The sequence below is a fragment of the Haloarcula rubripromontorii genome (genome assembly GCF_001280425.1).
In the GTDB taxonomy this organism is placed as follows: Archaea; Halobacteriota; Halobacteria; order Halobacteriales; family Haloarculaceae; genus Haloarcula; species Haloarcula rubripromontorii.
This window is the reverse complement of the sequence record NZ_LIUF01000011.1, coordinates 26,156-51,536: the sequence shown is the minus strand read 5'-3', so window position 1 is coordinate 51,536 and position 25,381 is coordinate 26,156. Positions and strand designations below refer to the sequence as shown.

26 protein-coding genes and 1 pseudogene are annotated in these 25,381 nt (G+C 61.2%); 16 read left to right on the top strand and 11 right to left on the bottom strand.

The annotated features are described in order from the left end of the window. Both AMS69_RS18905 and AMS69_RS18900 read right to left on the bottom strand, forming a co-directional pair. A partial coding sequence (locus AMS69_RS18905) for a ParA family protein (RefSeq protein ID WP_155120011.1) occupies positions 1 to 348 on the bottom strand: 348 nt, incomplete at its 3' end. Between the two features lie 298 nt (positions 349 to 646). Next, the gene (locus AMS69_RS18900; protein WP_053969582.1) at positions 647 to 1,018 is read right to left on the bottom strand and encodes a winged helix-turn-helix domain-containing protein; all 372 of its coding nucleotides are present in this window, start codon (positions 1,016 to 1,018) and stop codon (positions 647 to 649) included. Between the two features lie 788 nt (positions 1,019 to 1,806). Here AMS69_RS18900 and AMS69_RS20385 point away from each other — a divergent pair. The 3 genes from AMS69_RS20385 to AMS69_RS18885 all read left to right on the top strand — a co-directional run bounded on the left by AMS69_RS20385 (position 1,807) and on the right by AMS69_RS18885 (position 4,315). Beyond that, entirely contained in the window at positions 1,807 to 2,064 is a 258-nt protein-coding gene (locus tag AMS69_RS20385) for a hypothetical protein (RefSeq protein ID WP_155120010.1), read from the top strand. A gap of 884 nt (positions 2,065 to 2,948) precedes the next feature. Further along, positions 2,949 to 3,392 (top strand): HVO_A0114 family putative DNA-binding protein, encoded by a 444-nt coding sequence (locus AMS69_RS18890; protein ID WP_053969580.1) that lies wholly within the window; start codon positions 2,949 to 2,951, stop codon positions 3,390 to 3,392. Between the two features lie 38 nt (positions 3,393 to 3,430). Continuing rightward, positions 3,431 to 4,315 (top strand): hypothetical protein, encoded by an 885-nt coding sequence (locus tag AMS69_RS18885; protein ID WP_162231000.1) that lies wholly within the window; start codon positions 3,431 to 3,433, stop codon positions 4,313 to 4,315. 97 nt (positions 4,316 to 4,412) lie between these two features. On the opposite strand, the gene AMS69_RS20995 is transcribed toward AMS69_RS18885, so the two are convergent. Further along, complete coding sequence (locus AMS69_RS20995; protein WP_238378589.1) at positions 4,413 to 5,108, bottom strand: hypothetical protein; 696 nt, start codon at positions 5,106 to 5,108, stop codon at positions 4,413 to 4,415. A 420-nt stretch (positions 5,109 to 5,528) separates the two neighbouring features. On the opposite strand from AMS69_RS20995, the gene AMS69_RS18875 reads away from it, so the two are divergent. Next, positions 5,529 to 6,197, top strand: a complete 669-nt coding sequence (locus tag AMS69_RS18875; protein ID WP_053969578.1) for a hypothetical protein — start codon at positions 5,529 to 5,531, stop codon at positions 6,195 to 6,197. Between the two features lie 328 nt (positions 6,198 to 6,525). Here AMS69_RS18875 and AMS69_RS18870 read toward each other — a convergent pair whose 3' ends face one another. Then, positions 6,526 to 7,539, bottom strand: a complete 1,014-nt coding sequence (locus AMS69_RS18870) for a phosphate uptake regulator PhoU (protein ID WP_053969577.1) — start codon at positions 7,537 to 7,539, stop codon at positions 6,526 to 6,528. Between the two features lie 192 nt (positions 7,540 to 7,731). Here AMS69_RS18870 and AMS69_RS18865 point away from each other — a divergent pair, with 192 nt between their 5' ends. Then, on the top strand, positions 7,732 to 8,658 hold the full coding sequence (locus AMS69_RS18865) for an Lrp/AsnC family transcriptional regulator (protein ID WP_053969576.1): 927 nt from the start codon (positions 7,732 to 7,734) through the stop codon (positions 8,656 to 8,658). Between the two features lie 299 nt (positions 8,659 to 8,957). On the opposite strand, the gene AMS69_RS18860 is transcribed toward AMS69_RS18865, so the two are convergent. Genes AMS69_RS18860 through AMS69_RS18845 form a run of 4 tightly spaced genes read right to left on the bottom strand, consistent with a single transcriptional unit; the run spans position 8,958 to position 12,439 of the window. Then, complete coding sequence (locus AMS69_RS18860) at positions 8,958 to 9,617, bottom strand: DapH/DapD/GlmU-related protein (protein WP_053969575.1); 660 nt, start codon at positions 9,615 to 9,617, stop codon at positions 8,958 to 8,960. Next, a complete protein-coding gene (phnE, locus tag AMS69_RS18855) occupies positions 9,618 to 10,610 on the bottom strand; it encodes a phosphonate ABC transporter, permease protein PhnE (RefSeq protein ID WP_053969574.1) in 993 nt (330 codons plus the stop codon). After that, positions 10,607 to 11,416 (bottom strand): phosphonate ABC transporter ATP-binding protein, encoded by an 810-nt coding sequence (locus AMS69_RS18850; RefSeq protein ID WP_053969573.1) that lies wholly within the window; start codon positions 11,414 to 11,416, stop codon positions 10,607 to 10,609. The genes phnE and AMS69_RS18850 overlap by 4 nt, the downstream gene beginning before the upstream one ends. A 24-nt stretch (positions 11,417 to 11,440) precedes the next feature. Further along, positions 11,441 to 12,439 (bottom strand): substrate-binding domain-containing protein, encoded by a 999-nt coding sequence (locus tag AMS69_RS18845; protein WP_053969572.1) that lies wholly within the window; start codon positions 12,437 to 12,439, stop codon positions 11,441 to 11,443. Positions 12,440 to 12,664: 225 nt separating this feature from the next. Between AMS69_RS18845 and phnG the strand changes: the two genes are divergently transcribed. The 10 genes from phnG to AMS69_RS18795 all read left to right on the top strand — a co-directional run bounded on the left by phnG (position 12,665) and on the right by AMS69_RS18795 (position 20,616). After that, positions 12,665 to 13,108 (top strand): phosphonate C-P lyase system protein PhnG, encoded by a 444-nt coding sequence (gene phnG, locus AMS69_RS18840; RefSeq protein ID WP_053969571.1) that lies wholly within the window; start codon positions 12,665 to 12,667, stop codon positions 13,106 to 13,108. Beyond that, positions 13,105 to 13,662 carry a phosphonate C-P lyase system protein PhnH gene (gene phnH, locus AMS69_RS18835; RefSeq protein ID WP_053969570.1) on the top strand — a complete coding sequence of 186 codons (558 nt, stop codon included), beginning with the start codon at positions 13,105 to 13,107 and terminating at the stop codon, positions 13,660 to 13,662. The genes phnG and phnH overlap by 4 nt, the downstream gene beginning before the upstream one ends. Continuing rightward, a complete protein-coding gene (locus AMS69_RS18830) occupies positions 13,663 to 14,838 on the top strand; it encodes a carbon-phosphorus lyase complex subunit PhnI (protein ID WP_053969569.1) in 1,176 nt (391 codons plus the stop codon). Further along, positions 14,831 to 15,916, top strand: coding sequence for an alpha-D-ribose 1-methylphosphonate 5-phosphate C-P-lyase PhnJ (locus AMS69_RS18825; RefSeq protein ID WP_053969568.1), 1,086 nt, complete (start codon positions 14,831 to 14,833; stop codon positions 15,914 to 15,916). The genes AMS69_RS18830 and AMS69_RS18825 overlap by 8 nt, the downstream gene beginning before the upstream one ends. Continuing rightward, positions 15,913 to 16,743: an ATP-binding cassette domain-containing protein gene (locus tag AMS69_RS18820; protein ID WP_053969567.1), complete on the top strand. Its 831-nt coding sequence runs from the start codon at positions 15,913 to 15,915 to the stop codon at positions 16,741 to 16,743. Before AMS69_RS18825 ends, AMS69_RS18820 begins: the two co-directional genes overlap by 4 nt. Beyond that, a complete protein-coding gene (locus AMS69_RS18815; RefSeq protein WP_053969566.1) occupies positions 16,740 to 17,486 on the top strand; it encodes a phosphonate C-P lyase system protein PhnL in 747 nt (248 codons plus the stop codon). The genes AMS69_RS18820 and AMS69_RS18815 overlap by 4 nt, the downstream gene beginning before the upstream one ends. Continuing rightward, positions 17,483 to 18,682 carry an alpha-D-ribose 1-methylphosphonate 5-triphosphate diphosphatase gene (locus AMS69_RS18810; RefSeq protein WP_077067841.1) on the top strand — a complete coding sequence of 400 codons (1,200 nt, stop codon included), beginning with the start codon at positions 17,483 to 17,485 and terminating at the stop codon, positions 18,680 to 18,682. Before AMS69_RS18815 ends, AMS69_RS18810 begins: the two co-directional genes overlap by 4 nt. Continuing rightward, the gene (locus AMS69_RS18805; RefSeq protein ID WP_053969565.1) at positions 18,679 to 19,488 is read left to right on the top strand and encodes a sugar phosphate isomerase/epimerase family protein; all 810 of its coding nucleotides are present in this window, start codon (positions 18,679 to 18,681) and stop codon (positions 19,486 to 19,488) included. Before AMS69_RS18810 ends, AMS69_RS18805 begins: the two co-directional genes overlap by 4 nt. Next, positions 19,481 to 20,152: an HAD family hydrolase gene (locus tag AMS69_RS18800; protein ID WP_053969564.1), complete on the top strand. Its 672-nt coding sequence runs from the start codon at positions 19,481 to 19,483 to the stop codon at positions 20,150 to 20,152. Before AMS69_RS18805 ends, AMS69_RS18800 begins: the two co-directional genes overlap by 8 nt. Positions 20,153 to 20,214: 62 nt before the next feature. Further along, positions 20,215 to 20,616: a hypothetical protein gene (locus tag AMS69_RS18795; protein ID WP_077067840.1), complete on the top strand. Its 402-nt coding sequence runs from the start codon at positions 20,215 to 20,217 to the stop codon at positions 20,614 to 20,616. 369 nt (positions 20,617 to 20,985) lie between these two features. Here the strand turns inward: AMS69_RS18795 and AMS69_RS21155 are convergent, their stop codons facing one another. The 3 genes and pseudogenes from AMS69_RS21155 to AMS69_RS20380 form a co-directional block, all read right to left on the bottom strand. After that, positions 20,986 to 21,108 (bottom strand): hypothetical protein, encoded by a 123-nt coding sequence (locus tag AMS69_RS21155; RefSeq protein WP_274378018.1) that lies wholly within the window; start codon positions 21,106 to 21,108, stop codon positions 20,986 to 20,988. Beyond that, positions 21,105 to 21,394 (bottom strand): annotated as a pseudogene (locus tag AMS69_RS20990) (hypothetical protein). The gene AMS69_RS21155 and the pseudogene AMS69_RS20990 overlap by 4 nt, the downstream one beginning before the upstream one ends. Before the next feature lie 127 nt (positions 21,395 to 21,521). Continuing rightward, complete coding sequence (locus AMS69_RS20380; RefSeq protein WP_155120009.1) at positions 21,522 to 23,720, bottom strand: hypothetical protein; 2,199 nt, start codon at positions 23,718 to 23,720, stop codon at positions 21,522 to 21,524. A gap of 376 nt (positions 23,721 to 24,096) precedes the next feature. Between AMS69_RS20380 and AMS69_RS19925 the strand changes: the two genes are divergently transcribed. Continuing rightward, positions 24,097 to 25,317, top strand: a complete 1,221-nt coding sequence (locus AMS69_RS19925; RefSeq protein ID WP_162230999.1) for a PQQ-binding-like beta-propeller repeat protein — start codon at positions 24,097 to 24,099, stop codon at positions 25,315 to 25,317. The last annotated feature ends 64 nt before the right edge of the window (positions 25,318 to 25,381 follow it).

The following is a 25,381-nucleotide window of genomic DNA, read 5'->3' as shown; positions in this document are numbered from 1 at the left end:
GTTATTGTCTGCGCCACCGAGCCCGAGATCAGCTGGGATAAGGTCCGGCCCCTCGTCGGTCGGGAACGTCATCCGATCCAGAAGGTCATCGATGTTGTCTCGGAGGAACGCCCAGTCGTCACCGAAGACGGCCGAGATCGGGGCATCGATGGTGACGCCATCCGCGTCGTCGTCCTCGACGATGGAGAGTCCGAAGTGTGTCGCGAGGTCGTTCTGTGTTCCAGCGAGGTCAACGAGGAGAACCTCGTGTCCCATGTTGTGTGCAGCGACGGCGATGTGGGCGGCGCTTGTTGTCTTCCCGACGCCCCCCTTTTCGACGTACGTTGCTGCCCGTTGCACTGATGCCATATACAGATACTGTATACATATCGGTGATACAAATAACTCCGTCAGACACTCACCGACTAGGGACAAAGTCAGCTACCGAATTACGGAGTAATTCGTCGAAGAATACCGAACATAGTGGATCCTTGGTTCAGATCAATTTGGGTGTACGGTCGCGTGGTCAAGAATTCTTGCTCAAAGTGGTGCTGACCGTAGCCTATGCGAGTTCATCCGGTCCCTCTGCGTCAGATACATCAGAGGTCGTTCAATGCTATGAATGAATCCCTTGAGGAGTAGCCACTCCGGTCGAACAGATATAACATCACTCGGTGGTGATTTTAATTTCGTCGTTGCACCACTGGCTTAGGAATACACTTTCTAGCTCTGCAATTTTTTCGACTGCTTCATTCTCTGTGTTGATCTGGTAGAGCGTACTTCCCCCCATCTCGCGGGTCTGTGCAACCACGCCCAATTCAACAAGGTCATCCAAGTGTTCATAGATCGCGCTTCGACTCACTCCGGAGAGTCTAGAGATGTCACTAATATTGATATCTCTCTCTGCTTCGCTCAGTAGTGCAGCGATAATTTTGACTTTCGGGGTATCTCCGAATGCCCACGTAAGGGGAGTATCCTCTGCATATGCCTCTTCGCTGTCTGGGTCTCGATTTGGTGACTGGTTGGCTTCCGTCTTCATAATGGACATTCCTCTGGTGGGTCCAGAATGGCGCTGGGTGACTGGAGTGTAAAGGTTTCGCGCCTATTTCTGGCCGCAGGGGCGTACTTGAGCCCGCTCAGTTGGTCGTAGCATACTCTACCTTATGTGGCACCGGTCTTGCCTACTGCCTGTCCCGTGGGGTTTCTATCGGCTCGCTGGTTGTTCTCGAGTGGGAATCCTGCGGTCATCGCTTCCGTGCAGCTTGCACAGGCGTTTTCGTAGCTTGGCACGCACACTCGAAAAATATGAGTGGTAACCGTAGATTACACGATTTCACTCATACCCCGGCCGGATGGCTAGGTACCATAAGTAGCAGCTAAGTCTGATTTTCGGCACGGTAGGCTTTTATCTTACCGTCGACCTAATCAGCAGCAGCCACGCGTATTCTTCTCTTTATCGCAATATCTGGTTGGCTAGGTATTGCAAGAGGAACTTCATCCTTTAACTTTCATTGTCGGATGCGTTGAGCTGCCGAGATTAGCTGCTCGGTAGAGGAGGGGGCTCATCTGATCCCACTGCGGGAGACACAGGGGATCGCTGCCCTCGGTGGGGCACTTCGCATCTTATTCAATGGCCTATGTATGGATAAATGTTTGGATAAAGGACATTGTTGTCTGAATTGAGTCCAAACCAGTAGTCACTAAGTACATCAGTGTTGTCTCTGGCAACACTTATTTGTATCTTTAATGCGTTTACTCGCATGGTGACTGGATATTTCAAATACATTAGAAGGGGTTAGTAACCACAATGACCCCACAGCCATTGGTGTGAAGCTCGCACAGAAGGCGCTGAGAAAGAGGATCGTGGGTTCCCGGAAGGTATCAGTACAGACAGCAGTGGGATGGCTCCCTTCAGATGAACAGGGTGACGGGAAGCAAGTGATTGATGTCATGTGTACTGATCCATCTCTGCCATTCGAACGCTACGGCGGCGGCGGTCGTGAGAATATACGCCTCACTTCCTGTGAAGATGCGATTGAGTTCATAAAAGAGTACGACGGCTCACTCCCATTCGGATTCGACTAGTCACCTCGAATGTCTGTTATATTGTCTCTCGTTCGTAGCGGAAAGGAGGCAAAGCAGGTCAACACAGGGACCTAATCTGTTAACTGGGAGGTAGGAGACCTGGTGCGGTTCTAAAAATCAACGGACATATATCTGCCTACTATGTATGGGTCCAACCCCAACATTGATTATTGTGGGGGTCGTACCCCAACATGCCCGCCCGGGCGTGAACATGTCGTCCGTAAACGACACATACGAAACTCCGGGTGGCAGCCTGATCGAAATCACACACACAGACGCGACAGATGATGAGGATATTCCACACGACCGAGCATACGAGTGCACCCTCACAGGGCCGGGAGGGCGCGAGCTCCTATACGCGACGAACAAAGGAGGTGTGTCTCACCGGTATCACGCAAGCGTTAGTGACGCTGTTGACCTGTACTCTACGCCTCGTCAGTCGTGGCGGGAACACCTCGACCAGTTTCTTGATATGGTGGAGGAACTGGACGACTCTGTCGGATAGTACTGCGCGGACACAGTCGGTCACTAGCCAGGTTGCCCCCAACTGTATAGCGCCTGGAGAGAGCGATCCACACTCTCTTCACGGCTCAACTGCCGGGCGGGGAAAAGAGGTGATAACACATGGAACACAACGGTATAACCGACGGAATTGCCGAGTAGGCGCTCGTGCTCGACAGACTTGCGAGAGCACCCCACCGGATGCCGACTTCGATAGAAATTTCGCAGTTGGCACAGGTTTGGGGCTGTTCACCCCTGAGACAGTCGGAAAGCCTGCATCGCTCCCCGGGCAAAGTGAGGGTCGATACTCCTCGCTTTGTCCGGCGAACCATGCTGCTGTGCAGCCTAGTGAACCAACGAGACTACACTGGAAACTATCAACGATGACCCCTCAAGAACTCGGTTCGAAGGAGGATGCTGAGTCCGTACTTCGGATCGAAGCAAAGCCGTGGGAGTCGTTCAAGGATGATGTCCTTACGACTGCTGCGGCTGTCGACGAAGGGGAAGATCCAGGTCCTGATACGGTGAGCTTTAGCGATCCAGAGCGGATTGCTCGGATCCTCACCGGGACACGTCTTGAACTACTCAAGGCGGTAATGGAAGAGGAACCTGAGAGTATGCGAGCCCTGTCGCGGCTCGTAGATCGCAACCCCAAGGAAGTGAACGATGATGTCCATCTCTTTGAAGAGTATGGCATCATCTCACTCGAACAAGACGGCCGCGCCAAACGGCCCGTCGTCCCTTACGACCGAATCGAGTTTGCGGTTACACTCGAATTAGACGACTCCAGCGAGTCTGATAGCGACGAACGACTCGCTGTGCAATAACACTTTATTCCTCCCAATCAGCGGTAGTTGATGAATAAGTGAATATGTGTAGTATAGATACAGACTGGGGACTCATCGCAATTCTCGGATTAGGTGTATTGATACCTGTTATAGTCGTTCTGGGATTTTTCATACTGCCACTCTGGTCAATTCACTTCTACACGCTGATTGATGTTCTTGGTGCAATTGCCCCACCGCTGGTATCGCTGGTTTTAGCGTATCTCTACCTACAGTTGCGGGACATTTCCTCGGACCAGCGAGATATTGACCAAACGCAAAGAGACATCCAACGGCAACAACAGCGGCTATTGGAATTAGCACAGCTACCGCAATTGATCGTCGACTCGTGGCGAATAGATGCTGATCAGATAGAGTTTGAAATATCGAACGTCGGTGATGGTGCTGCATACAATATCGGATACGTACTCGAAGCGATCCCATTCAAGATTCCGAACCCTCCAATCCAGACAGAATCGAATCCGACGTTCGATTTCGACCGGATGCTACCATTTGCTCGAGTTGATGACGGTGTCAGTCAACACAAGAATACGCTTGAGGCAGGACAGATGGGGTCATTTGCTGAAACTGCTTGTCTAACCTTCGAAGAGGGGGATACGTACCGCCCGTTTACGAGTTCCAGCGCTGATCTTGATTATCCAGAGCCGGAGTGTTATGTCAATCTCCGCCTCTGGCTCACATATAACGACGCAGTTCATGACGAACTCCAATCGCAACCAGTCATTGATATTAGCTTAAAACGTGAACACGTGGAGGGCGAAAGTTTTGAGGCAGCGATGTGTGCAGATCCGGTCGGCGACACTCGCTACGGAGACGGTAGCCGTATGGTTTTGCCTGACAACGTGGCCGAAAGTCGACTACAACGATTCCGACGCTCTGGACGGACAACAACCTACATAAAGTAAGGCTGAGATATGATGGTGCTTCCGACGGTATACATACTGGCTCAACTCCCGAGAGTGGTGTCAAATAGGCAGTGGCGCCGTAGGTACATACCGTAGTTCAGCTCATCAGCTTCGGCGATGTGTGCGGTAGCACCTCGTCGTGAATGAACCGCGTGAACTCGACCCTGTCCCTGTCTTTTGGGTTGTAGATAGCGAGCCACCCACCCTCTGAGAGGACGAGCTTCAACAACTGTCCTTCGTACTCCAGGTTCGTCAAGCCCAGCTGACTGTTCTCGTTGCTGTGGATGAACTTCACCAGATCGGGCTCACTGTCGATGTCGCCGTAGGCAGCGCCACTGTCGATCGGGCCGTTGCCCGACCGGAACCAGCCCATCCAGGGGTCTGCGTTAGGGTGTGCTGCCGCGAACGACTCGAGGTCAACTTGTGCCCGGTGAATCGTCTCACCTGTCGCCTCCTCCATGAGCTGGTCTGCGAACTCGTCCTGGGTACTTTCGGTGACAAAGAACTCGCCAGGCACGTGGGAAAACTCCGTCGTCTGCGGAACAACGTCGGTTTCCTCGCGTCCGACTTCGACGCCACCATCGGTACGGATACGAGTTGTCTTGATCTCGGCCGTTAATTCTTCGGCGATGCGACCATGCGCAACCTGCTGGCCGCCCAGCATGGACTGCTGCCAGTCGACGTCGACGGTCGCGAGTAATTCGTGACCGTCTTCGGTCCGCTTTTTCGGGAACTGTGCATCGTCGATGTCGTGACCGCTGTCAGTGACGACAGCGATGCCGCCTCGTTTCATAGTCGTTGGGTCAACTGCGTCTGGTCTGCCTGCAGCGTGACCCTGGGAGATGCCCCCACCCCGGCAATCGGAACGCTCTAGTGGAGGCCGGTGCTACACTCTCCCACGGGTCACTACGTGAGGCCCGCAATGTAGTACCACGGCGCGGACACGAGCGCCAGCCGAGTTGGTCCTGGTAGACATCCTCGGCTGGACGCAGTGTCCGGTCGGGGAACCATTCTCTCGGTACCGACCACACAGCACCTGGTGTGGGCGGTGCGATCGTCATCTGTGGCGCATGGTATACCCATGGGGGTCCCCCTGAAAAAATGGAATTATTGACCTAGCTGTAGTTTCAGTATAGCCAGCTGTACCATGGTCCTAGTGTTTTATTGTCGGGTAAGATATGCCCAGAGCTAGGTGTAAATTGGCGAATCAGGTATGAATGACTCCGAATCCGCGCCACCGGCACAGAAGGTGACGAAAGACGAGATAATCGCAGTAATCGATCAGATCTGCGAGAAACGGGGACAACCAGTTGTTCGACTTGATGATATTGTGGAGGTAGAATCAATCCCTGTCGGCAAGCAGGCCATCAAGAACCATCTTGATGAGCTCGAAGAAATGGGCCGTGTGAGATTTCTGCAGTATGGACAGAAGGGTGTCTGGTGGATACCAGCGAACAGCGATGTGCAGTCGGATACTGATGTCGGGGTCATAAATTGGGAGAACATCGATGCCAACGAAATCCCGCATAGCGTGCTAGCTGAGCTTCCTGAATTTCAAGACCAGACATACTGGGAACATGCCAGTGATACTTGGGGGACTGTCGGCGTTGGTGCATTCTTCCTCATGTTTGTCGGAGTTATTGCCGAAATCCTCCGACAGAACCTTTCACTACAGTTGGGTGCTGATGCTGCGGGTTTCTTTTCTGTCGTCATCGTCGGCGCTTTGAGTGTCGGTCTTCTGAGTCTCGTCCTCGTCTTTTTGATGCGGATCATGCAGTGGCTGGAAAATCAGGGAGTTCTCGATGGTAACCGAGGAATATACCAAACAGCGAAACACGAAAGTAGCCGTTGGATTCGAGATAGACTTCCCGATACTGAGTGATCTTCCAGAAGAGGAGTCCGTACAAATATAGACAGAGGGCGTTGTTTAGACGCTGCCATAATCGGCTCTCACGCGTTGTGACCTACGTGCTAAACCGGCCCGTGAAGATCTCACCACCGGATTCTAGTTGGACGACTGATTCCTGACTCGGCCATTCAAGAGCATCTAAACAAGGCCGAGAGAGTGTATCTTGGGAATTTGTAGCCCTCAACAGCCCAGTCAATACGTACTCAGCCCTATCGAAGGAGCATCAGCGTCGCCAGCGTCGGACTTCGCGATTGGCTCATATCCTCACATCGACGGCCGCGCTACAGGAAGCTGCAGTCGCTCACCGCTCAAGCCCATCTCTGACGCTCTGCTGGATGGCGATGGCGGCGATGTTGGTCCCGTACTCGGCGGTCCGCTCAACACTGTCCAGCAGCAGGCCGACGACGTACGCCTCGGCGGGGTCGTCGTGGCCGTAGAGCTCCCGGTCGAACGCGGAGAGCTCCTCGGCCACCCGCTCGTGGCGATCCAGCGCCGAGTGGGCCGCGTCGATGCCAGCGTCGGTGAGGATGACGTCGGCCGCGGTGTCGACGATCTTCCGTGCGTCGGCAGCCAGCGAGTTGAGCCGGTCGGCGAACGTCGGTGGGACCGCCGCGTCGGAGTCGTGAACGAACCGCGCCATCTTGACCGCGTGGTCGGCGACCCGTTCGCACTGCCGGCTGGTGTAGTAGTACTCGAACAGTTCGTCGCGGTCATAGTCGAGCTTCTCGACCTCGTGTAGGTCGGTCAGCGCCCGCCGGAAGTGCCGGGTCACCATTGCGAACAGCTTGTCGGCCTCGCTGTCACGATCGGCGACGCGGTCGGCTAGCTCGGGGTCGTCGTCAAGCACCGCGCTGACCGCGTCCCGGTGCATCGCGAGCATCACCAGCCGCAACCTGAGCGCCGACTTGCGGATGTCGACGTTCTCGGCGTCGATGAGGTTCGTCAGCTGGATGCGGGTGTCGCCGGTCGACAGCAGTTCGAACCCCGAGAGCTCGGTGACGGTATCCTCGACGAGACTCCGGCGCTCGTCGCTGTGGCCGGTCGTGTCGACCAGCGTCACGGTGTCGAAGCCGACCGCGTGCAGCGCCTGGATGCGCTGGCGAAGCGCCGCCGGCGAGTCAGTCGCGACGTCGACCGTCGTGGTGTGCTCGGCCGCCGACCGGTCGGTCGTCACCTCCACGAGCAGAGAGCCATCGCCGTTGGGGTGCAGCGACAGCACCGACCCCGCCTCGATACCGTGTTCCCGGGCCCACGCTTTCGGCAGCGACACCGTGTACGTCGTCCCACCGGATAGCTGGACTTTCCGCGTCTCCATACCCCAAGGCGGCCGCGGTACATACCTTATGTTTTATATGAGGGCTACGTTTCAGTTACAAATCCTATATACCTATATTTGCGTCCGTGAACGCGGATTTCGACGAGCTGGCGTCGCCCGGTCGGGACCGCTATATAGCCGTCCGGACAGTCTGTGGGCCACCGCTATCTTTGGGCACTGTGACGCGGACCTATGTCCAGACAACTGTGGCAGCGGCCGCTGGCGGCCACCCAGCAAGGCCGCGACGCCACACGCGCACAGATTATCGAGGTAATCGACCGGTCGGCCCCGGAGACGAAGTCGGAACTCGCCACCGCGGTGGGGATCTCAGAGCAGTACTGCTCGGAGCTCCTCCAGTCGTTGAAAGCCGACGGCGTCGTCCAGAAGGGATACGTCGTTGACGACACCGCGCTGTACGACAACGCCACTGGCATCTCGAGGCTCCATGGCGAGGACGACCCCGGCGTGGACGGAACGCCGGACGACCACAAGGGCATGCTCCCTCCGTCGGACCGCGGTCCCGCAGTACTCTCCCTGCTCAAACGGCTCGAAGCCGTCACCACCTCACAGTACGAAGCGGCCAGAACTGCCTTCGGAGGCAATGAGCCCGAACAGTCCGCGGACACGCTTGAGTCGCTGACCAACGAGCGGTACTTCGCGGTCGTCTCGGAGCTAAAATCGTACACGCTGACGACGGACTGGCCCGGAAATCGCGTCGCCGCAGACTTAGCGACCATTGCGACGAACTTGGAGATCGTCGGCGACCGCGCCTGCTTCATCGCCGACGTAGTCGACGAGCGCGCCGCGCCTTCCGCCGGCGTCGTTACCGAGCGGCTCCAGGACATCTTCGCCGCCGGCGACCGCATCAACGACCACTTCTCGGCCATCCTCTTCGACTGTGACCTCTCTGCGTATCCTGACCTCCGCAGCGAAGAGGAGACTGTCCATCGGGACCTGGATGAACTGTTCGAGCTCGTCACCGCTTACGACATGGAACTGTACGGCTACCTCGTGACGGTCACACGGGCTCTGGAACGGGCCATCTACTACTGGGCCGACGCCGCCGAACTGGCGGTGACGCTGCATTCGGGCATCCATCCCGACCACGCGCTGGACTAAATCCACTTTTTACTTCGTCGGGTGTCTTCGCGCCGCAAAGCGGTCTGGGCGCCTCTCCTCACAAAGATGTGGGGAAAATTGCCAGACGTCTCGGTCACTTCGTCCCCTCGCGTCCGGTGAACCGCCTCGTGGTTCGGGGGACTCGCAGAGTCCCCCGTCATCACAAAAGAGCGCGGGGCGCTCTTTCGAGCGACTCCGCTCGCCGGATGCTCGTGTCCACTATACCGACAGTACCACACAATTTGATTGCAACGTTAGTGGCTGCTCTATCTCGCTCACAGCGACGAAAACCGAACACTTCAGTCGGCTGCTTCGACAGATTCGGGCGCGTAGCGTTCCAGAAACAGATCGAGATTACGGAACGCGTCCAGCCGCTCGGCCAGTGTCGCGTGGTCCCAGTCCCACCACTCGGTCGCCTCGATGCGGGCAGCAATCTCGGGATCGAAACGCCGACGGATGGGATCGGCGGGGACGCCCGCAACCACCGTGTAGGGAGGCACGTCGCGGCTGACGACCGCGCCTGCGGCGACGACGGCACCGTTGCCGATGCTGACGCCCGGCAGGACGATGGCGCCGTGGCCGAGCCAGACGTCGTGGCCCACCTTGACGGACTGGTCGGCACGCCACTCGAAGATGGACTCGTCGTCCTCGCCCATCTCGTACATCCCCGCTCGGTAGGTGAAGTGGTGCGCCGTCGGGCGGTCGATGGGGTGGTTCGTCGGCCCCAGGCGAGCGTCGGCGGCGACGTTGCCGAACTTCCCCACGGTCGCGTAGTCCAGTTGCACGCGCTCCATCAGGTACGTGTAGTCGCCGATGGCCGACTCGTTGAGCCGTGCCTCGGCGCGTACCTCGGTCCACGCGCCGAGTTCGCTCTCGGAGATACTGACGGGTTCGTGCAGTGTCGGCTCCGGACCCAGTTCCCGGATGCGGTCGGTGCCGTGGTCCTCGATGTAGACCATCTACCGTCGCCCCGCGGTTGACTCGATTATCTTCTTCGGCGCGTTGACGAACGCTTCGAGGATACCACTCTGTTCGACGTCCTCGTCGTCGCGGAGGTACGACCGGACCCGCTGGCTGAGGAGTTCGACGGTCCCGGCCAGCAGGAGGATGAGGATGATGCAGGCCATCATCTCCGTGTAGTTGAACGTCTTGCGCTGGACGTCCAGTTCGAGGCCGAGGCCGCCGGCCCCGATAAGGCCCAGTCCGATAGCAACCCGGACGTTGTGCTCTAGGTCGAACGCGATCCAGGCGATGAACTGGCGGAACACCTGGCTCAGCATCCCGAAGGAGATTATCTGGGACTTGTCGGCGCCCGTGCTGCGGATGCCCTCGATTGGCCCGTCGGCGATCTCCTCCAGTTCGTCGGTGAAGAGCCGACCGAGGTAGCCGGTGGTGTCGATCATGATGGCGAGCGTCGCGGTGAACGGCGTCACCCCGCCCAGCGGGATGAGGATGAGCACCCACACCAGCGCCGGGATGGCGCGGATGAAGCTCATCGTTCCGCGGAAGAGGAAGTTCAGCGGGTAGGGGACGACGCGCTCGCTGGCCATCACGCCGAAGAACAGGGCGCCAGGCAGGCCCAGCACCGACCCCGCGAACGCGATGGCGACGGTGATGAGCGACGCCTGGAAGAGGTTCTCTTCGACGATGAACGACCAGTACTGGCCGACGTCGACGAAGGGGATGCCGTAGTAGGTCGTCGGCGGGAAGTAGCCGTACAGCGCCTCGATGAACTGCGGAATCTGACGGATCAGTTCGGCCAGCGAGAAGCCGACCGTCCGGAGGCTCACGAGGAAGAACAGCCCGCCGACGACGAGGCCGACGAGCGTGTAGAGCCGGCGCATCGTCTTGCGCCGTTTCATCTCCGTGAGCTTCTCGTCCGTGGGCGAGTCGCCGGCCTGCGCGAAGCCCAAGTACTCCTTCAGTCCCGTGTCGGGGGATTCGGAGCTCACGCCTGCACCCTCCGGTCGTCGGCCTGCTCGCCGGTGCCGTCCCGACTCTCACTGTCGCCGCCTGTTCGCGTGGTCTCGGCCAGCCCGACCGTCTCGACGTTCCCGTAGAGGCGGTCGATGCGCTCGGCGGTAAGTTCGTCCGGGCCGCAGTCGAACAGCAACTGGCCGTCCCGGAGGCCGATGAAGCGGTCGCCGAAGTGGGCGGCGATGTTGACCTGGTGGAGGCTCACCAGCGCCGTCACCTCGTGGAGGCCCGCGGCCTTCTTCAGGTATTCCATCACCGTCTCCGCGCTGGCGGGGTCGAGGCTCGCGACCGGCTCGTCGGCCAGTAGCAGCGACGGGTCCTGGACGAGCGCGCGGGCGATGCCCACCCGCTGTTGCTGCCCGCCGCTCATCTGGGAGACACGCTGGTGGGCCTCGTCGAGCAGGCCGACGGTCTCTAAGGCTTCGAGCGCCCGTTTCTTGTCCTCGCGGCTCTGCCACTGGAAGAGGCTCTCGAGGAACCCGCTGCGTTCGAGCGAGCCGTTCAGGGCGTTCAGGTACGCCGAGACGCCGTCGACGAGGTTGTGTTGCTGGAAGATCATCCCGACCTCGGGTTGGGAGCCAGCTAGCGACTCGCCGTCGAGGTAGACGCCGCCACTCGTGGGCTCGGTCAGCCCGTTCACGCAGCGCAACAGGGTGGACTTCCCGGCGCCGGACTCGCCCAGCAGGACGACGAACTCGTCTTCGATCTCGAAGGAGACGTCGTCGACCGCCGTGACGTCGCCGTACTCTTTGGTCAGGTTTTCGACTCTGAGTGTACTCATGATTGAAAAACTCCGCTGTCGCGGTTACTCGCCCAGCTCGATGCCGAGGTCGTTCAGTCGCATGATGACGGGCTCGTATTCTTCCATCGAGGTGTCGGCGAGCGTGGTGAAGGGGAGCTCCTCCTCGTTGTAGTCCTCGGGGTAGTACTGCTCGATGAGGTCCTGGTCGGAGTTGAGCAGGACGTTACCGATCTCCTCTTTCGCCGGGTCGTCCCACGTGGCGCGGGCGTAGACCGGCTGCTTCGGGATGGGGAAGGACCACCAGAACGGCCGGAACCGCGGCGTCTCCGTCTCCATGGTGTCGAGGAAGGAGCTCTTCTCCTCGACGCGGTCCGGGAGCTCGGTGTCCTCGGCGATGTGCGGGATGCCGTTGCCGCCCCACGTCGTCGCGGCGTCGGCCTCGCCGTTGCCCACCTTCTCCAGGGCGATGTCGTGGTTCGACCAGCTCCCCTCGAAGTCGACCGGCTGCCCGCTGGGGGCGTCACCCACGTCCAGGCCGGCCTCCTTGAGCGCGTAGACGGCGAAGATAGAACCACTCGTCGAGAGCTTGTCGGCGAAGGCCATCGTCTTGCCCTCGATGTCGGTCCGCTCGTCGATGCCCGAGTCGGGGTTGGTCACCATCATCGAGAAGTAGAACGCCGACCCGCCCGTGACGGTCGTCCCGTAGACGTCCATCAGGTCGGGGTTCGAGATGAGCGTGATGTCGTCCATCCCGATCTCGGCCTGCTCGCTCTCTAGGGCCGGCCGGATGGCCGAGTAGTCTTGGGGGACCTGCATCTCGACGTCGACGCCGACCTCGCCCTCGATGAGGTTCTGCATCGGCTTGTATCGCCGCCGGGCGTCGGCCGGCGTCCCCGGCGTGAGCACCATCGTAATCGTGTTCGAGCTGCCGGAGTCCCCCAGCACGCTCGAACAGCCGGCCAGGCCGGTGAGTGCGCCCGCCGCGACGCCCGACTTGATGATGAAGCCACGGCGGCTGGTCGTTCGCCCTGCTCCCACGTCCGCTGAGTTGCCATCTGTCATCGTCTGTGCGGTGGCAAAGGGTTCGAATAAGGGTTGGCTGCGTAGAGTCCGGGCCGGATAGAGCCGCCGTCGCGAACTGATTCGGCGGCCCTGAACCGAGGAGCGGAGTCCGGACTCGTCCATACCTCGAACGACGGGCCCGGGCTCGAACACCGACAGTCAGCGGACGATAGAGAGTACCCAGTCAACCCTTATGCGGGAGTTGGGCCGCCGTTCACCCAGTGTATGGGAGACCCAACTGACCGTTCGGACCGGTTCGAGCTCATCGCCGACTGCGACGGCGAGACCCTCGCCCGGTTCGCGAACGAGGTACTGGAATCGGACCCGCCGCTGTCGGTGCGACAGGACCCCCGGCCACAGCTGCTGATGCAGCAGGTGGTCGAGCCCGTCGAACACCGGCCGTTCAACCTCGGCGAGGTCGTCGTCACGCCCGCGGCCGTCGAACTCGACGGCCAGCGCGGCTTCGCGATGATACCCGGCAAGGCCGAACGCGCCGCGCTCTCGGGGGCCATCGTCGACGCCGCCGTTGCCGGCGACCACCCCGTCACCGACGACGTGCTTCGGGCCCTGGAGCAGGTCGCGGCCGACCGCGAGGCCGAGCGTGCGCAGGCCTGGGCCGAGAGCAAGCACACCACCGTCGACTTCGAGACGATGGAGGACGAGGAATGAGGGCGGTCGGCGTCGACCCGGTCCACGGGACACGCGAGACATACCGGGCGCTGCTCTCGGCGATGAGCCAACCCGGGACCGTCGAATCGACTCCCGAACCGGCCGATTACGCCGTCGTCGTGACGCTCGTCGACCACGAGGTCGGCTGCTGGACCGACGACGACGGGCTCCGCTCGGACCTCGCGGACCAGGGCCGTCTGGACGCGGTCGACCAGTCCGAGGCCGCCGTCGTCCACGCTCGCCACCACGAGAACGTCGCCGTCGAGGACTGCCGACGCGGCTCGCTGGTCGAACCGAGCGACGGCGCGACAGTCGTTTACCAAGTCGACGCGCTTGCCGAGGGCGCCGCTGCCGACCTGACCACGGTCGGACTCACGGGACCGGGCGTCGACGGTACGGCCGCGCTATCGGTCGCACTACCCGCCACCGAACTCGAGGCCATCGCCGCGGCGCAGTCGGACTACCCCCGTGGTGTCGACGCGGTCTTCGCGAGTGACGACGCCGTCGCTGCGATTCCCCGCTCGGTGACGATGGAGTCCCTGGAGGTGGCCTGAATGGGCTACGTCGCGGTCACCGCCGGCGAGGAGATCATCGAGCGCGCCGAGGAGCTGTTCGAGAAACAGCGCGTCGAGGGCGAGGCCGACGATGTCACCGTCGACCAGCTGGAGGGCCAGCTCGGCCGGCTCACCGCGCAGGCGATGAGCGAGGGCGGGCTGTACGCCCCGCAGCTCGCCGGGCTGGCCGTCAAACAGGCCCAGGGCGACACCGTCGAGGCGTCGTTCCTGCTACGGGCCTACCGCTCGACGCTGGAGCGCTATGACGAGACGGTGCCGGTCGAACCGAGCGAGATGGTCGCCAGCCGCCGGGTCTCCCCGGCGTTCAAGGACGTCCCCGGCGGGCAGATTCTCGGCCCGACGAAGGACTACACCCAGCGCCTGCTGGACTTCGGACTTCTGGACGGCGAGCCGGAGGACCCCACCGAGGACTGGAACACCGAGGACGTCGGCGAGCCCGAGGAACTGACCAACGTGATGGAACTGCTGCGCGAGGAGGGGCTGGTCGACGAGCCCGACGCGCCAGACGTCGACGAGCCGACCGACACCACCCGCGAGCCGGTGACCCATCCGCCCGCCCGCGACGCCGTGTTGCAGGAACTCGCCCGCGGCGAGACCGGCGCCGTGACGGCGCTTGGCTACTCCTCGCTCCGTGGCTACGGCCAGGTCCACCCGACGCTCGCGGAGGTCCGGGTGGGCCACCTGCCCGTGAAGATCGAACATCCCCTCACCGGCGACGAGGTGACCGTGTGTCACACCGAGGTCAGCGAGTCCGAGGCCGTCGTCCCCGTCTACGCGAAGCGGGACGACCCGCAGTTCGCCTTCGGCTACGGGCTGACCTTCGGCCGCAACGAGCGCAAGGCTATCGGGATGACCATCCTCGATGCGGCCATCCAGCTCGACGGCGTCGAGGAGCCCGCCGAGAACCCCGAGTTCGTCCTCGACGTGGTCGACGGGATGGACTCCTTCGGCTTCATCGAGCACCTGAAGCTGCCCCACTACGTCACGTTCCAATCCACGCTGGACCGGATTCGGGCCATCCGCGAGCGGCGGGGGCTGGCCGACGAGGGCCGCGTCGATGCGTCTGAGGCTGGGCGCAACGACGATACCGAGACCGAGGAGGACAACCGACCGGCCGAGGACGCGCCGCTCGCGGAGGTGAGCGATGATGACTGAGGAACTGACACAGCACGCGGACGACCCAGTGGTACAGCCTGAGGGCGGCACCGAAGTCGCGACGGAATCCGTCGATTCGACCCTCGAATCGCTCGGCAGCGAGGGCCTCTCGGGGTACAACTACGCATACCTCGACGAACACACTAAGCGAGAGGTCCGGCGGGCGACGCTGAAGGCCGTCGCGCTGCCCGGTCACCAGGTGCCCTACGCCTCCCGGCCGATGCCGCTGGCGCGTGGCTGGGGGACCGGTGGCATCCAGGCCTCGTTATCGATTCTCGGGCCCGACGACGTGTTCAAGGTCATCGACCAAGGTGCCGACGAGAGCGTCAACGCCGCCAACATCCGGCGGCTGGCCGAGAACACCGCCGACGTAGAAACGACGACCGATACCACCGAGGCGGACCTCGTCCAGACGCGCCACCGAATCCCCGAGGAGGTCCTGACCGACGACCAGATTCTCGTCCTGCAGGTGCCCATCACCGACGCACTGCGGAAGGTCGACCCCTCCGACGCCGCCAACCGGCGCCGGCACGCCCACCGGAACTACGGGAAGATGTGGGTCCACCTCTACGAGAACGTCGTCGAGTACGGCGAGATACAGATCGCCTCCCGCTACCCGACGATGGTCGCCGGGCGCTACCTGATGGACCCCTCGCCGATTCCACGCTGGGACGTGCCAAAACTCGACGACGCAGACAACCTCTTCGTCTTCGCCGCCGGCCGGGAGGCCCGCATCTACGCGGTGCCGCCCCACACCGAGGTCGAGCCGCTGGCCTTCGAGGACCGCGAGTTCACGGTCGAGCGGTTCCCCGGTGAGTCGTGTCACGCCTGCGGGTCGACGGACACCTATCTGGTGGAAGTCTCGGAAGAAGGGAGCGAGGACGACGGCTTCGACACCCGCTACGCCTGCAACGACTCGAGCTTCTGTGCGAAACGCCGCGAGGACCCCGGCCTCCCGAAGGACCACCACCTCGACCGCGAGGGAGTCGACTGGGGGCCGGGGACGCCGGACGACGAGACCGGAGACGCCGACACAGCAGACGAACCGGCCGCCGAGGCAGGAGGTGACGGGCAGTGACACTGCTGGAAGCAGAGGGCCTGCAGACGGTCTACGGCGACGGCTGTCCACAGTGCATCGACTCGACGGGCGACCGCGCCGGGACGAACCAGTGCCCTCACTGCGGCAGCGTCGTCGCCTGCGCCGAGGCGGACCTCTCGGTGCGCGAGGGCGAGGTGCTGGGCATCGTCGGCGAGTCCGGTTCCGGCAAGTCGAGCCTCGCCGAGCAACTGGCACTAGAGCGGGACCCCGACGCGACCACGGCGGGCGTCGTCGACTACGCCGGCCACGAGGGGAACCTGCTCGACGTCGACTACGAGACCCGCCACGACCTCCGGACGGGCGACATCGCCCTGGTCCACCAGCACATCCGCGACGGGCTGAACCTGGAGTTCACCGGCGGCGGCAACGTCGCCGAGAAGCTGCTCTCCGCGGGGTGGCGCTCCTACGAGGACGTCCGCGACCGGGTCCGGGAGCTGTTCGCGGAGACCGAGGTGCCGGTCGCGCGGATGGACGACCCCACCAGCACCTACTCCGGCGGGATGCAACGGCGGGTTCAGATTGCCCGCGCGCTCGCGAACGACCCTGAACTGGTCGTGCTCGACGAGCCGACGACGGGACTGGACGTCAGCGTCCAGGCCCGCGTGCTGGACATGTTCCGCCGGGTGCAGCGCGAGGAGGGGGTCGCCGCCGTCGTGGTCTCACACGACCTCGGCGTCGTCCGCCTGCTGGCCGACCGGACGCTGGTCATGCGCCACGGCCGCATCGTCGAGTCGGGTCTGACGGACCGCGTGATGGAGGACCCGCACCACGAATACACGCAGACGCTCATCAACTCAGTCATATGACAGTAATCACCGTCGACGGCCTCTCGAAGACCTTCGACATGCACGTGCTCGGCGACACGCAAGTCACCGGGCTCTCGGACGTATCGTTCGACGTCCGCGAGGGGGAGTTCCTCGCGGTCGTCGGTGAATCCGGCAGCGGCAAGTCCTCGCTGCTGAAGTGCCTCTACCGGACCTACGACCCCACCGAGGGCCGCATCGTCTACCACGGCGCGGACGGCGAGCGTCGCGAAGCCGTCGACCTCGCGTCGTGCGACGACCGAACCGTCATCCGACTGCGCGACGAGGCCATCGGCTACACCTCGCAGTTCCTCGACGAGATTCCCCGCGTCCCGGCGGTGGACGTCGTCGCCCGGCCGCTGCGCGAGCAGGGCCTCTCGACAGACGAGGCCCGTGAGCAGGCCCGTGACCTGCTCGAACGACTGCACCTGCCAGAGGAGCTGTGGGAGGCCTACCCCGCGACCTTCTCCGGCGGCGAGCGCCAGCGGGTGAACCTCGCGCAGGCGCTTGCGCCCAAGCCGGACCTCCTGCTGCTGGACGAGCCGACCAGCGCGCTCGACCCCGAGACTCGGCAGGCCGCCATCGACCTTCTGCGGGAGTACCTGGACGACGGCACCACCGTCGTCGGCGTGTTCCACAACACCGCCGTCATCGAGGCCGTCGCGGACCGCGTGGTCGTACTCGGCAACGGGGCGCTCCAGGGGATCGTTCCAATCGAGGCGTACGAGGGAGCGGTGGTCGGATGACGGCCTCTACGACCGGCAGCCGGACCGCGGGCCCGGAGACCGCCGCGACCAACTCACTCGTCGTCATCGACGGCCGAATCGTCACCCCCGACAGCGTCGTCGAGGGCGGCGTCCGCGTCGAGGGCGACCGCATCGTCGCCGTCGGTGACGTAGAAACCGAGGCCGAGACGGTCGTCGACGCCGACGGCCGCTACGTCATGCCGGGACTCATCGACCTCCACGGCGACGATATCGAGAACCACCTCCACCCGCGTTCGGGTGCCCGGATGGCGACGCCGATGGCGCTGGCCGCGGCCGACCGGAGCAACCTCGCAGCGGGCATCACGACGAAGTTCCACGCCATCTCCTTCGAGCTCGACGAGTCCGAGAACCGCTCGCCGGAGCTGGCCGCCGACCTCACCGACGCCATCACCGATGCCGACGACCTGCTGGCGGACCACCGCCTGCACGCCCGCTGTGAGGTCACCCAGCCCGAGTGCGTCGACGGCGTCCTGGAGGTCGTCGACAACGGCGACGCCGACCTCGTCTCGGTGATGAGCCACATCCCCGGCAAGGGGCAGTTCCGCGACATCGACTCGTTCCGCCAGTACTACGAAGAGTCGGCCAACCACACCGCCGAGGAGGCCGAGGAGATGATCGAGAAGCGCTGTGATGTGCCGATGGCGACGGTCCGCGAGCGCGTCACGCACGTCGTCGAACACGCCCACGACGCCGGCATCGTTACCGCCTCCCACGACGACGAGGACCCCGCGGAGGTCGACCGACTGGCCGACACCGGCGTCGACATCACGGAGTACCCCATCACCCTGGAGACGGCCCAGCGGGCCACCGAGCGGGGGATGCACACCGCGATGGGCGCGCCCAACCTCGTCCGCGGCGAGAGCCAGTGGGGCAACCTCGCGACGGCCGACGCCATCGAGGCGGGCGTCGTCGACACGCTCGTCGCGGACTACCACCCGCCATCCCTGCTGGCCGCGGCGTTCGTCGACACCGGCGAAGCCCTTCCCGAGCGGGTCCGCCGTGTGACGGCCAACCCCGCCGACGCCGTCGGACTCTCGGAGCGCGGTCGGCTCGCACCCGAACAGCGCGCCGACCTCGTCGTCGTCGACGACGAGCCCACGCCGACGGTGACCCAGGCAATCGTCGACGGCAACCCCGTCTACCGGGCCGACGCCGCGATCGGAGGGCAGCGATGACCGACCCGCGACTCGGCGCGGCGATGGACATCCGCTTCGGCGCGAGCGTCCCGGAGTTCCTCGACTATATCACGGGTCTGGGACTGGACCACGTCGAGTTCAAGCGCGAGTACCTCCACGGCCATCCCGACGCCCCCGACCCCGAGCGCGTCCGGGACCTCGCCGACGACTACGGCGTCTCGGTCACCTACCACGCCCCGTTCCGCGACTGGAACCTCGGGAGCTTCAACGAGGCCTCCCGTCGGGCGTCGGTCGCCCAAGTCAAGCGGACCATCGACTACGCCGCCACCGCCGGCGCGGGCGCCGTCGTCGTCCACGGCGGCTCGGTCCCCCGTCGCTACCCCGAGTGGGTCCGCTCGACGGCTCACGAAAATGCGCTGCAGTCCCTCGCCGAGTGCGCGGAGTACGCCCAGCTCGTGGGCGTCCCGCTCTGCCTGGAGAACCAGCCCGAGAGCGACGCGAAACGGCGCTACACGACGACCCCCGGCGACCTCGCGGCCGTCCTCGAGGAGGTGGATGTGACGCCGAAGTACTTCGGCGTGACGCTGGACGTGGGCCACGCGAAGGTCAACGGCCACGACTGGCGGGCGTTCGTCGACCGCTTCGGCGACCGTATCCGGGTGTGCCACCTCCACGACAACGACGGCACCGCCGACGAGCACGAACCACTCGTCGACCACGGGTCGGTCCGTGAGGCGGTGCCCGCGGACTACTTCGTCTTCGAGACGAAGTCCCTGCCCGACATCGCTCGCTCGGTGGGCGCCGAACCGACCGCGCCGGAGACGCGACTGGTGAGCGATGCCTGAGCGGGGTCGTTCGTGCGCGTACGAGGCCGTCGTCTTCGACATGGACGGCGTCGTCGTCGAGCCGACCGACCGCGCGGTGCTGGTCGATGCTGTCGTCGACACCTTCGCGGCGTTCGGCGTCGAGATCGACCGGGGCTTCGCCGAGCGGACCGTCGCCGAGGACTTCGTCCCGGTCGAGGCGGCCCGCGACCACGGTCTCGACCCCGAAGCGTTCTGGCACCAGCGCGAACTGACCGCCAGCCTCGCCCAGCAGGCCCACGTCCGCGACGGTGGGAAGTCGCTGTACGACGACGTGGCCGCAATTCGCGATCTCGACCGCCCGCTGGCCCTGGTGAGCAACAACCAGCACGCCACCGTCGAGTACCTCCTCGCCCACCACGCTATCGGCGACCGCTTCGAGTCGGCCCGCGGTCGGGCGCCGACGCTCGCCGGCGCGGCCCGACGAAAGCCCGAACCGGACTACCTCGAGGCCGCGCTGGCCGACCTCGGGACGACCGACGCGCTGTACGTCGGCGACAGCGAGAAGGACGTCGTCGCCGCCACGCGGGCGGGCATCGACTCGGCGTACCTCCGCCGGCTCCACGTCGCCGACGTCGACCTCTCGGCCGAGCCGACCTTCGAGGTGTCCGACTTGCGGGCGCTACTCGACCGGCTCGGCGCGTGACTGGCCCCAGGTCCGGACTCTCCGGACGGTACGTTGATACCGAGTCCGTCAGGGGCTACGGTATGCACCGACGTCGAGTCCTCGGGTCCGTCGCGGGCGGCCTGGGGATGCTGCTGGCCGGCTGTGGAGGTTCGACCGTCAGCGGCGCGGTCGTCAGCAACGACACGCCGTTGTCCATCGCCTTCGAACACGCCATCCAGGGAACGCCCTCCGGCACTCGTCTGCTCGTCGACGTCACCGCCGAGAACACGGGCTCGGAGCCAGTTACGCCCGACGGTGAGGTCCCGAAGCTCTCCTGTACGTTTCTCGATGGCGCCGGTAGGACGCTCCACCGGTCCGGCGTCCAGCCCGTGGAACCGATCGCCGCCGGCGACTCCGTTGCGTTCCAGTTCCAGCTCGGAACCCAGGTCAGCGACGTCACGCGATACGAACTCGTCGGCGAGTTGGTGCAGGAACAGGACTGAGCAGGCATCTCGGGCCGGCATCAATCAAGCAGACTGTCCCGCACACAGACAGGGAGCATTGCCAAACCTAGCGCGACTGTCGGATTCATCGACACCTACTGTCGGCCGGCTCGAAGAACTCCGGACTGAGAGCTGAATACAGACCTACTAACCGAAAGGCGACACGAGTGTGTGCCAAGGCGATAGTCGCACTCGCCAACCGTACTCTACGAACATCACCCGAGATTGGTAGATGTCGCGGTGCTCAACTCGCACATCTACTGACCAGTCGTTTCTGACTCTTCACGGTGAAAACAGGCTGCCAAACGCTCAAATCCGTCGCATCGTCGTCACAACCTCCCGGCCGGTGACTCGCCACTGACACCCATTCTAAACGGCCTCGATACGCTCGAACCCACCATCGCTCCGCGGCTCGAACTCGATCTTCCGCTTGGGACCACGCACGGGCTCGTAGACGAAGCCATTCGCGTCGACGACCGAAACCTCGCTCATGCTTCCACCGCCCGAACAAGGTCCCCAACCAACGACCCACCGACATGCGGGCCGATGTCCCAACCGCGCTCGGAACGCGTATACTCGCACCACTGCCCGAGTGTCTCGACGGGCGCCGCTGCCAGCTCGACTTTCTCTGCGTCGCCATCAGCCGAAACAACAGCACGGCGAACTCGTAGCTGTCACAGTAGTGGGCGGCACCCTCGCCGTCGACGCCGAGAAACAGCGGTCGGCCCTTAGTGAGTAGTTTGCGGGCGGTCGGCCTGTAGAGCCAACCGATTCTCAGAGTCCATCAGCATCTCTCAGTAAGCGAAGTAGCAGACCAAGAGTCAGTGCCATCGTTACAATGACTGTAACCGCGATAATGAGCGTCCCTATCCCAATCATACGTGATTTCGTGGAGTCTTGACCTGCTACGTCGGTGGGAGTCGTGTTTCCGAAGCCCACTGCAAGGTTGGGTTGCCACTAGTCGATTGCCAGACTGCTTCAAAGTCTAATCCCGACAGCTTTTCACGCGTGTTCGCACGAAAGATATCGGCAGATCCATCTCCAACAGCCTGTTCGACACCTGACCGTGAAACATTCCAATAGGTGTTTGTAACGGTACCGCCGTCCATCTTACCGATGACACCGCCCACCTGTGGTGGGTTCTCACTGGTGGTGACTCGGCTGGCCGAATAGGCTCGGTCTATCGTCCCGCCCTGCATATTGTGACCGATGAGACCGCCGATAGTACGGTGATGGCCATGGACTGTGCCGTTCGCGAATGAATCGGTAATACGCCCGCGAGCGTGGACTCCAGCAAGACCCCCCACCTTCCACCCACCGGTTACGTTTCCAGTCGCGAACGACTGGTTAATTCGTCCGACATTGGTTCCAACAAGGCCGCCGATTTCGCCAGGGTTCCCAACAAAGGCACCATTGACATCGCCGAGAGCTGCGGATTGAACGATCCGGCCGGTGTTTACCACAGCCACCCCTCCAGCACCCTTGCCGGTCACATTCACGTTTGATTTCACACGAACGAGTTTTGCGTCGGTGTCAGTCTTATACCGGTTCCCAGTTGAGTCTCCATTGGTCACAACCACCCCACCGATGTTACTGCCACCGTATCCGGCATCGGTTGGAGACCCACTAACCGTTCCAGTAACGGTCACGTTTCGAATCACTCCTCGGTTCTCGTGAGCAAGGATGGCAACCGACTCTTTCGCGACCACGTCTGCATCGGTAATACGAAGATCATGTATCGTCCCTCCGGTCACACCAAATAGTGCAACTGAGCCTCGGTGAGGTTGCCGGAGAGTAAGGTTCCGAATCGCGTGGCCATTCCCATCAAGTGTGCCTCGGAACACCGACCCATACCCACCGATTGACCTGAAGCCGGTACGACCAGCCGCATTGATATCTGCTGTCAGTTCGTAATTGGCATCTAGGTCAGCACGGATACAACTCAGTTGGCCGACCGTCTCTACTTCATATGGATTCGATTCGGTACCGACTCCACCCGCGAACTCGGGATTGACACATCGAGCACGGACTCCATTCGTATCCAGACCCCGCCCCATCGAGTTTGTAATCACACTCCAATCGTTCTGAGAAGTGCCTGATTCATCCCCTGTGGCGTATCCGACCGCGTCATTAGGGGCATTGTAGCTCATAACACTGGGATATTCGCTGTAAGGTATCTTTTCCGAGTCGACACCACGGAATTCCTTCAATCCAAGAGAGTGGCCGAGTTCGTGAGCGAATACCGACTGGTCCGGTTCGAACGCAAACTTGCCAACGCCCGCCATTCCGCCAAGCCTCATGGCATCCGCGTTGCTTCGTTGAAGATCGTTTACACCGAGAGCATAGTGGTATCCCTTTCGTTCAAAATCGCGGAATTTGGCTTCATATGCGTCAAAGTTATTGAGCTTCTCATTCCGAGATACCGAGCTGAAGTAGATTCCATCACGATACGGGACAGCCTCATCATACCGTATATGTAGAGCGATTCCTTCCGTCCCGTCCGGATTTGTAACCGGTGCGGTTGCAAATTCTTCCACAACCTCTTCTGTGTTATAATCGTTCCGGCTTAGCCCGTTACCGGTCATATAGTCTACTTCAACGTAGACATCTTTCCGGAGTGGGTCAGCATCAGGATAGATAGATGGTCTCTTGACTTCGAGACCATCAGGAATACCATCGCCGTCCGTGTCTCGTTGAGATGGATTCGTTCCAAGCGTGGCTTCGCGTTGATCGTTCAATCCGTCCCGATCTGTATCCCACCTTGTTGGGTTTGATTGGCCCTCGACCTCGGCGGAATCAGAGAGGCCATCCCGATCTGAGTCAGCTACCCGGGGATTCGTTCCGTATTTGCTGACTTCACGGCCATCGACAAGCGAGTCGCCGTCTGTATCGGCGACAGTTGGATCGGTATTCAGTTGAAGTTCAACAGCGTCAGCCAGACCGTCACTATCAGAATCATTCTGGTGCGGATTCGTTCCTAATTCCTGCTCGCGGGCGTCAGTAAGCCCATCACCATCTGAGTCGACAGGTGCCGGTGTTGAGGTCGTCGTTGACGCTTCAGTGGTTGCATCGTCTTGTATAGCGGCTTCCGTCGCGGTACCCATTGCTCGTTCCGGTGAGGAATCGGATAATCCGAAACCTGAGCAGCCTGATAGAATCACTAGGCCGACGAGTAAAAGCGTGATACACGGCCGTCGCATACAACCTTCCCTATCAGAAAACCATATAAAACTTGGTACGATATCATATTCGCCATACCCATAATAATAGCACACGCTTAATATATAACAAATAGTGGTAATTTTTAGAGTTCGCAGAAAAGATCATCACCAACGTAAATTTTGGATTACATATCAATGTTTTATGATATCCACAATAAAATAAAGCTCGGAAGTCTTGGTCCATTATATGATTCGACGGACAAGACGTGAATGGCTTCGTTACCTTGTCTTAGCCAGTGCCGGAAGTATGGGTGGCTGTTTGTCCTCAAGTGACAATTCTTCATCAAATGAGGAGACTCCAAGTACAGACGAAGTAGCTACAGAAACGAGAACACAAACTGAAAATCCAAGAACAGGGACAGATACCGAAACCGAGACTGAAACTGAGACTGAAACTGAGACCGAAACTGAAACTGAAGAACAACCAGAAATCAGCGGCTGGCCAATGTTCCAGTCTGATCAGGCTAATAGCGGAATTACCGCGGAATCTGGTCCTTCAGGAGGAGTCAGCGAATATTGGGCCTTTCAAACAGGTGAAGATATACATTCGTCGCCTGCCGTTGTAGACGGGACCGTCTATGTGGGTAGCAACGATGAGAGTGTCTATGCGCTGAATGCTGCGACCGGTGAGAAACAATGGGAGTACAGCACAGATAGTTCTGTAGAATCTTCTCCAGCAGTCGTGGCCGGGACGGTTTATATCGGTAGTAACGACACGACAGTGTATGCACTTGATGCGGCTACTGGCAAGGAAGAGTGGTCATTTAGTACAGGTGGCCCAGTACAGACGGATCCAGTAGTTTCGGAGGGCACTGTTTACATCGGAAGTGATGATGCGAATCTCTATGCCATAGATGCCGCTACTGGAGACCAGCAATGGGCATTCCATACTGACGGAGACATCACAGCCTCTCCGGCAGTATATGATGGCAGAGTATTCTTCGGGAGTTTAGACTACCATCTCTACGCTGTGGATGCTGCTACTGGGGACCAGCAGTGGTCCGTTGAAGCCGAGAGTTACATACGTTCAGCACCGGCAGTGGCAGATAATACAGTCTATTTCGGAGAGGGCGGTGGAATTGTCTACGCAATAGCAGTGGATACCGGTGAGCAACAGTGGTCCTTCGATACCGGGGGACCAGTATGGGGTTCGCCGGCAGTGACCGAGGATTCGGTGTACATTGGAAGCTATCACAGTTCTACCACGCGAAATGTGTACGCAATAAGAGGGGATTCTGGAGACCAACGCTGGGATAAGCCCCTCAATTCACCGATACCGGTGTCACCGGCAGTGATTGATGGAACTGTCTATCTCGGAACTGTACGAGGCAATCTTCACGCTCTCGAAACATATACGGGCGACCGAGAATGGGACTTTCAGCTTGGATCTAGAATACATTCCTCACCTGCGGTAGCAGATAAACGAATCTACCTCGGCAGTGGAGATACGCTGTACGCACTCACCGAACAAGAGCAGTAACAGTTCAGCGAGCACGTGTATTGACCAGCAGGCCCTGAGCCTTTCTGGTGCAAACGGAACGCTT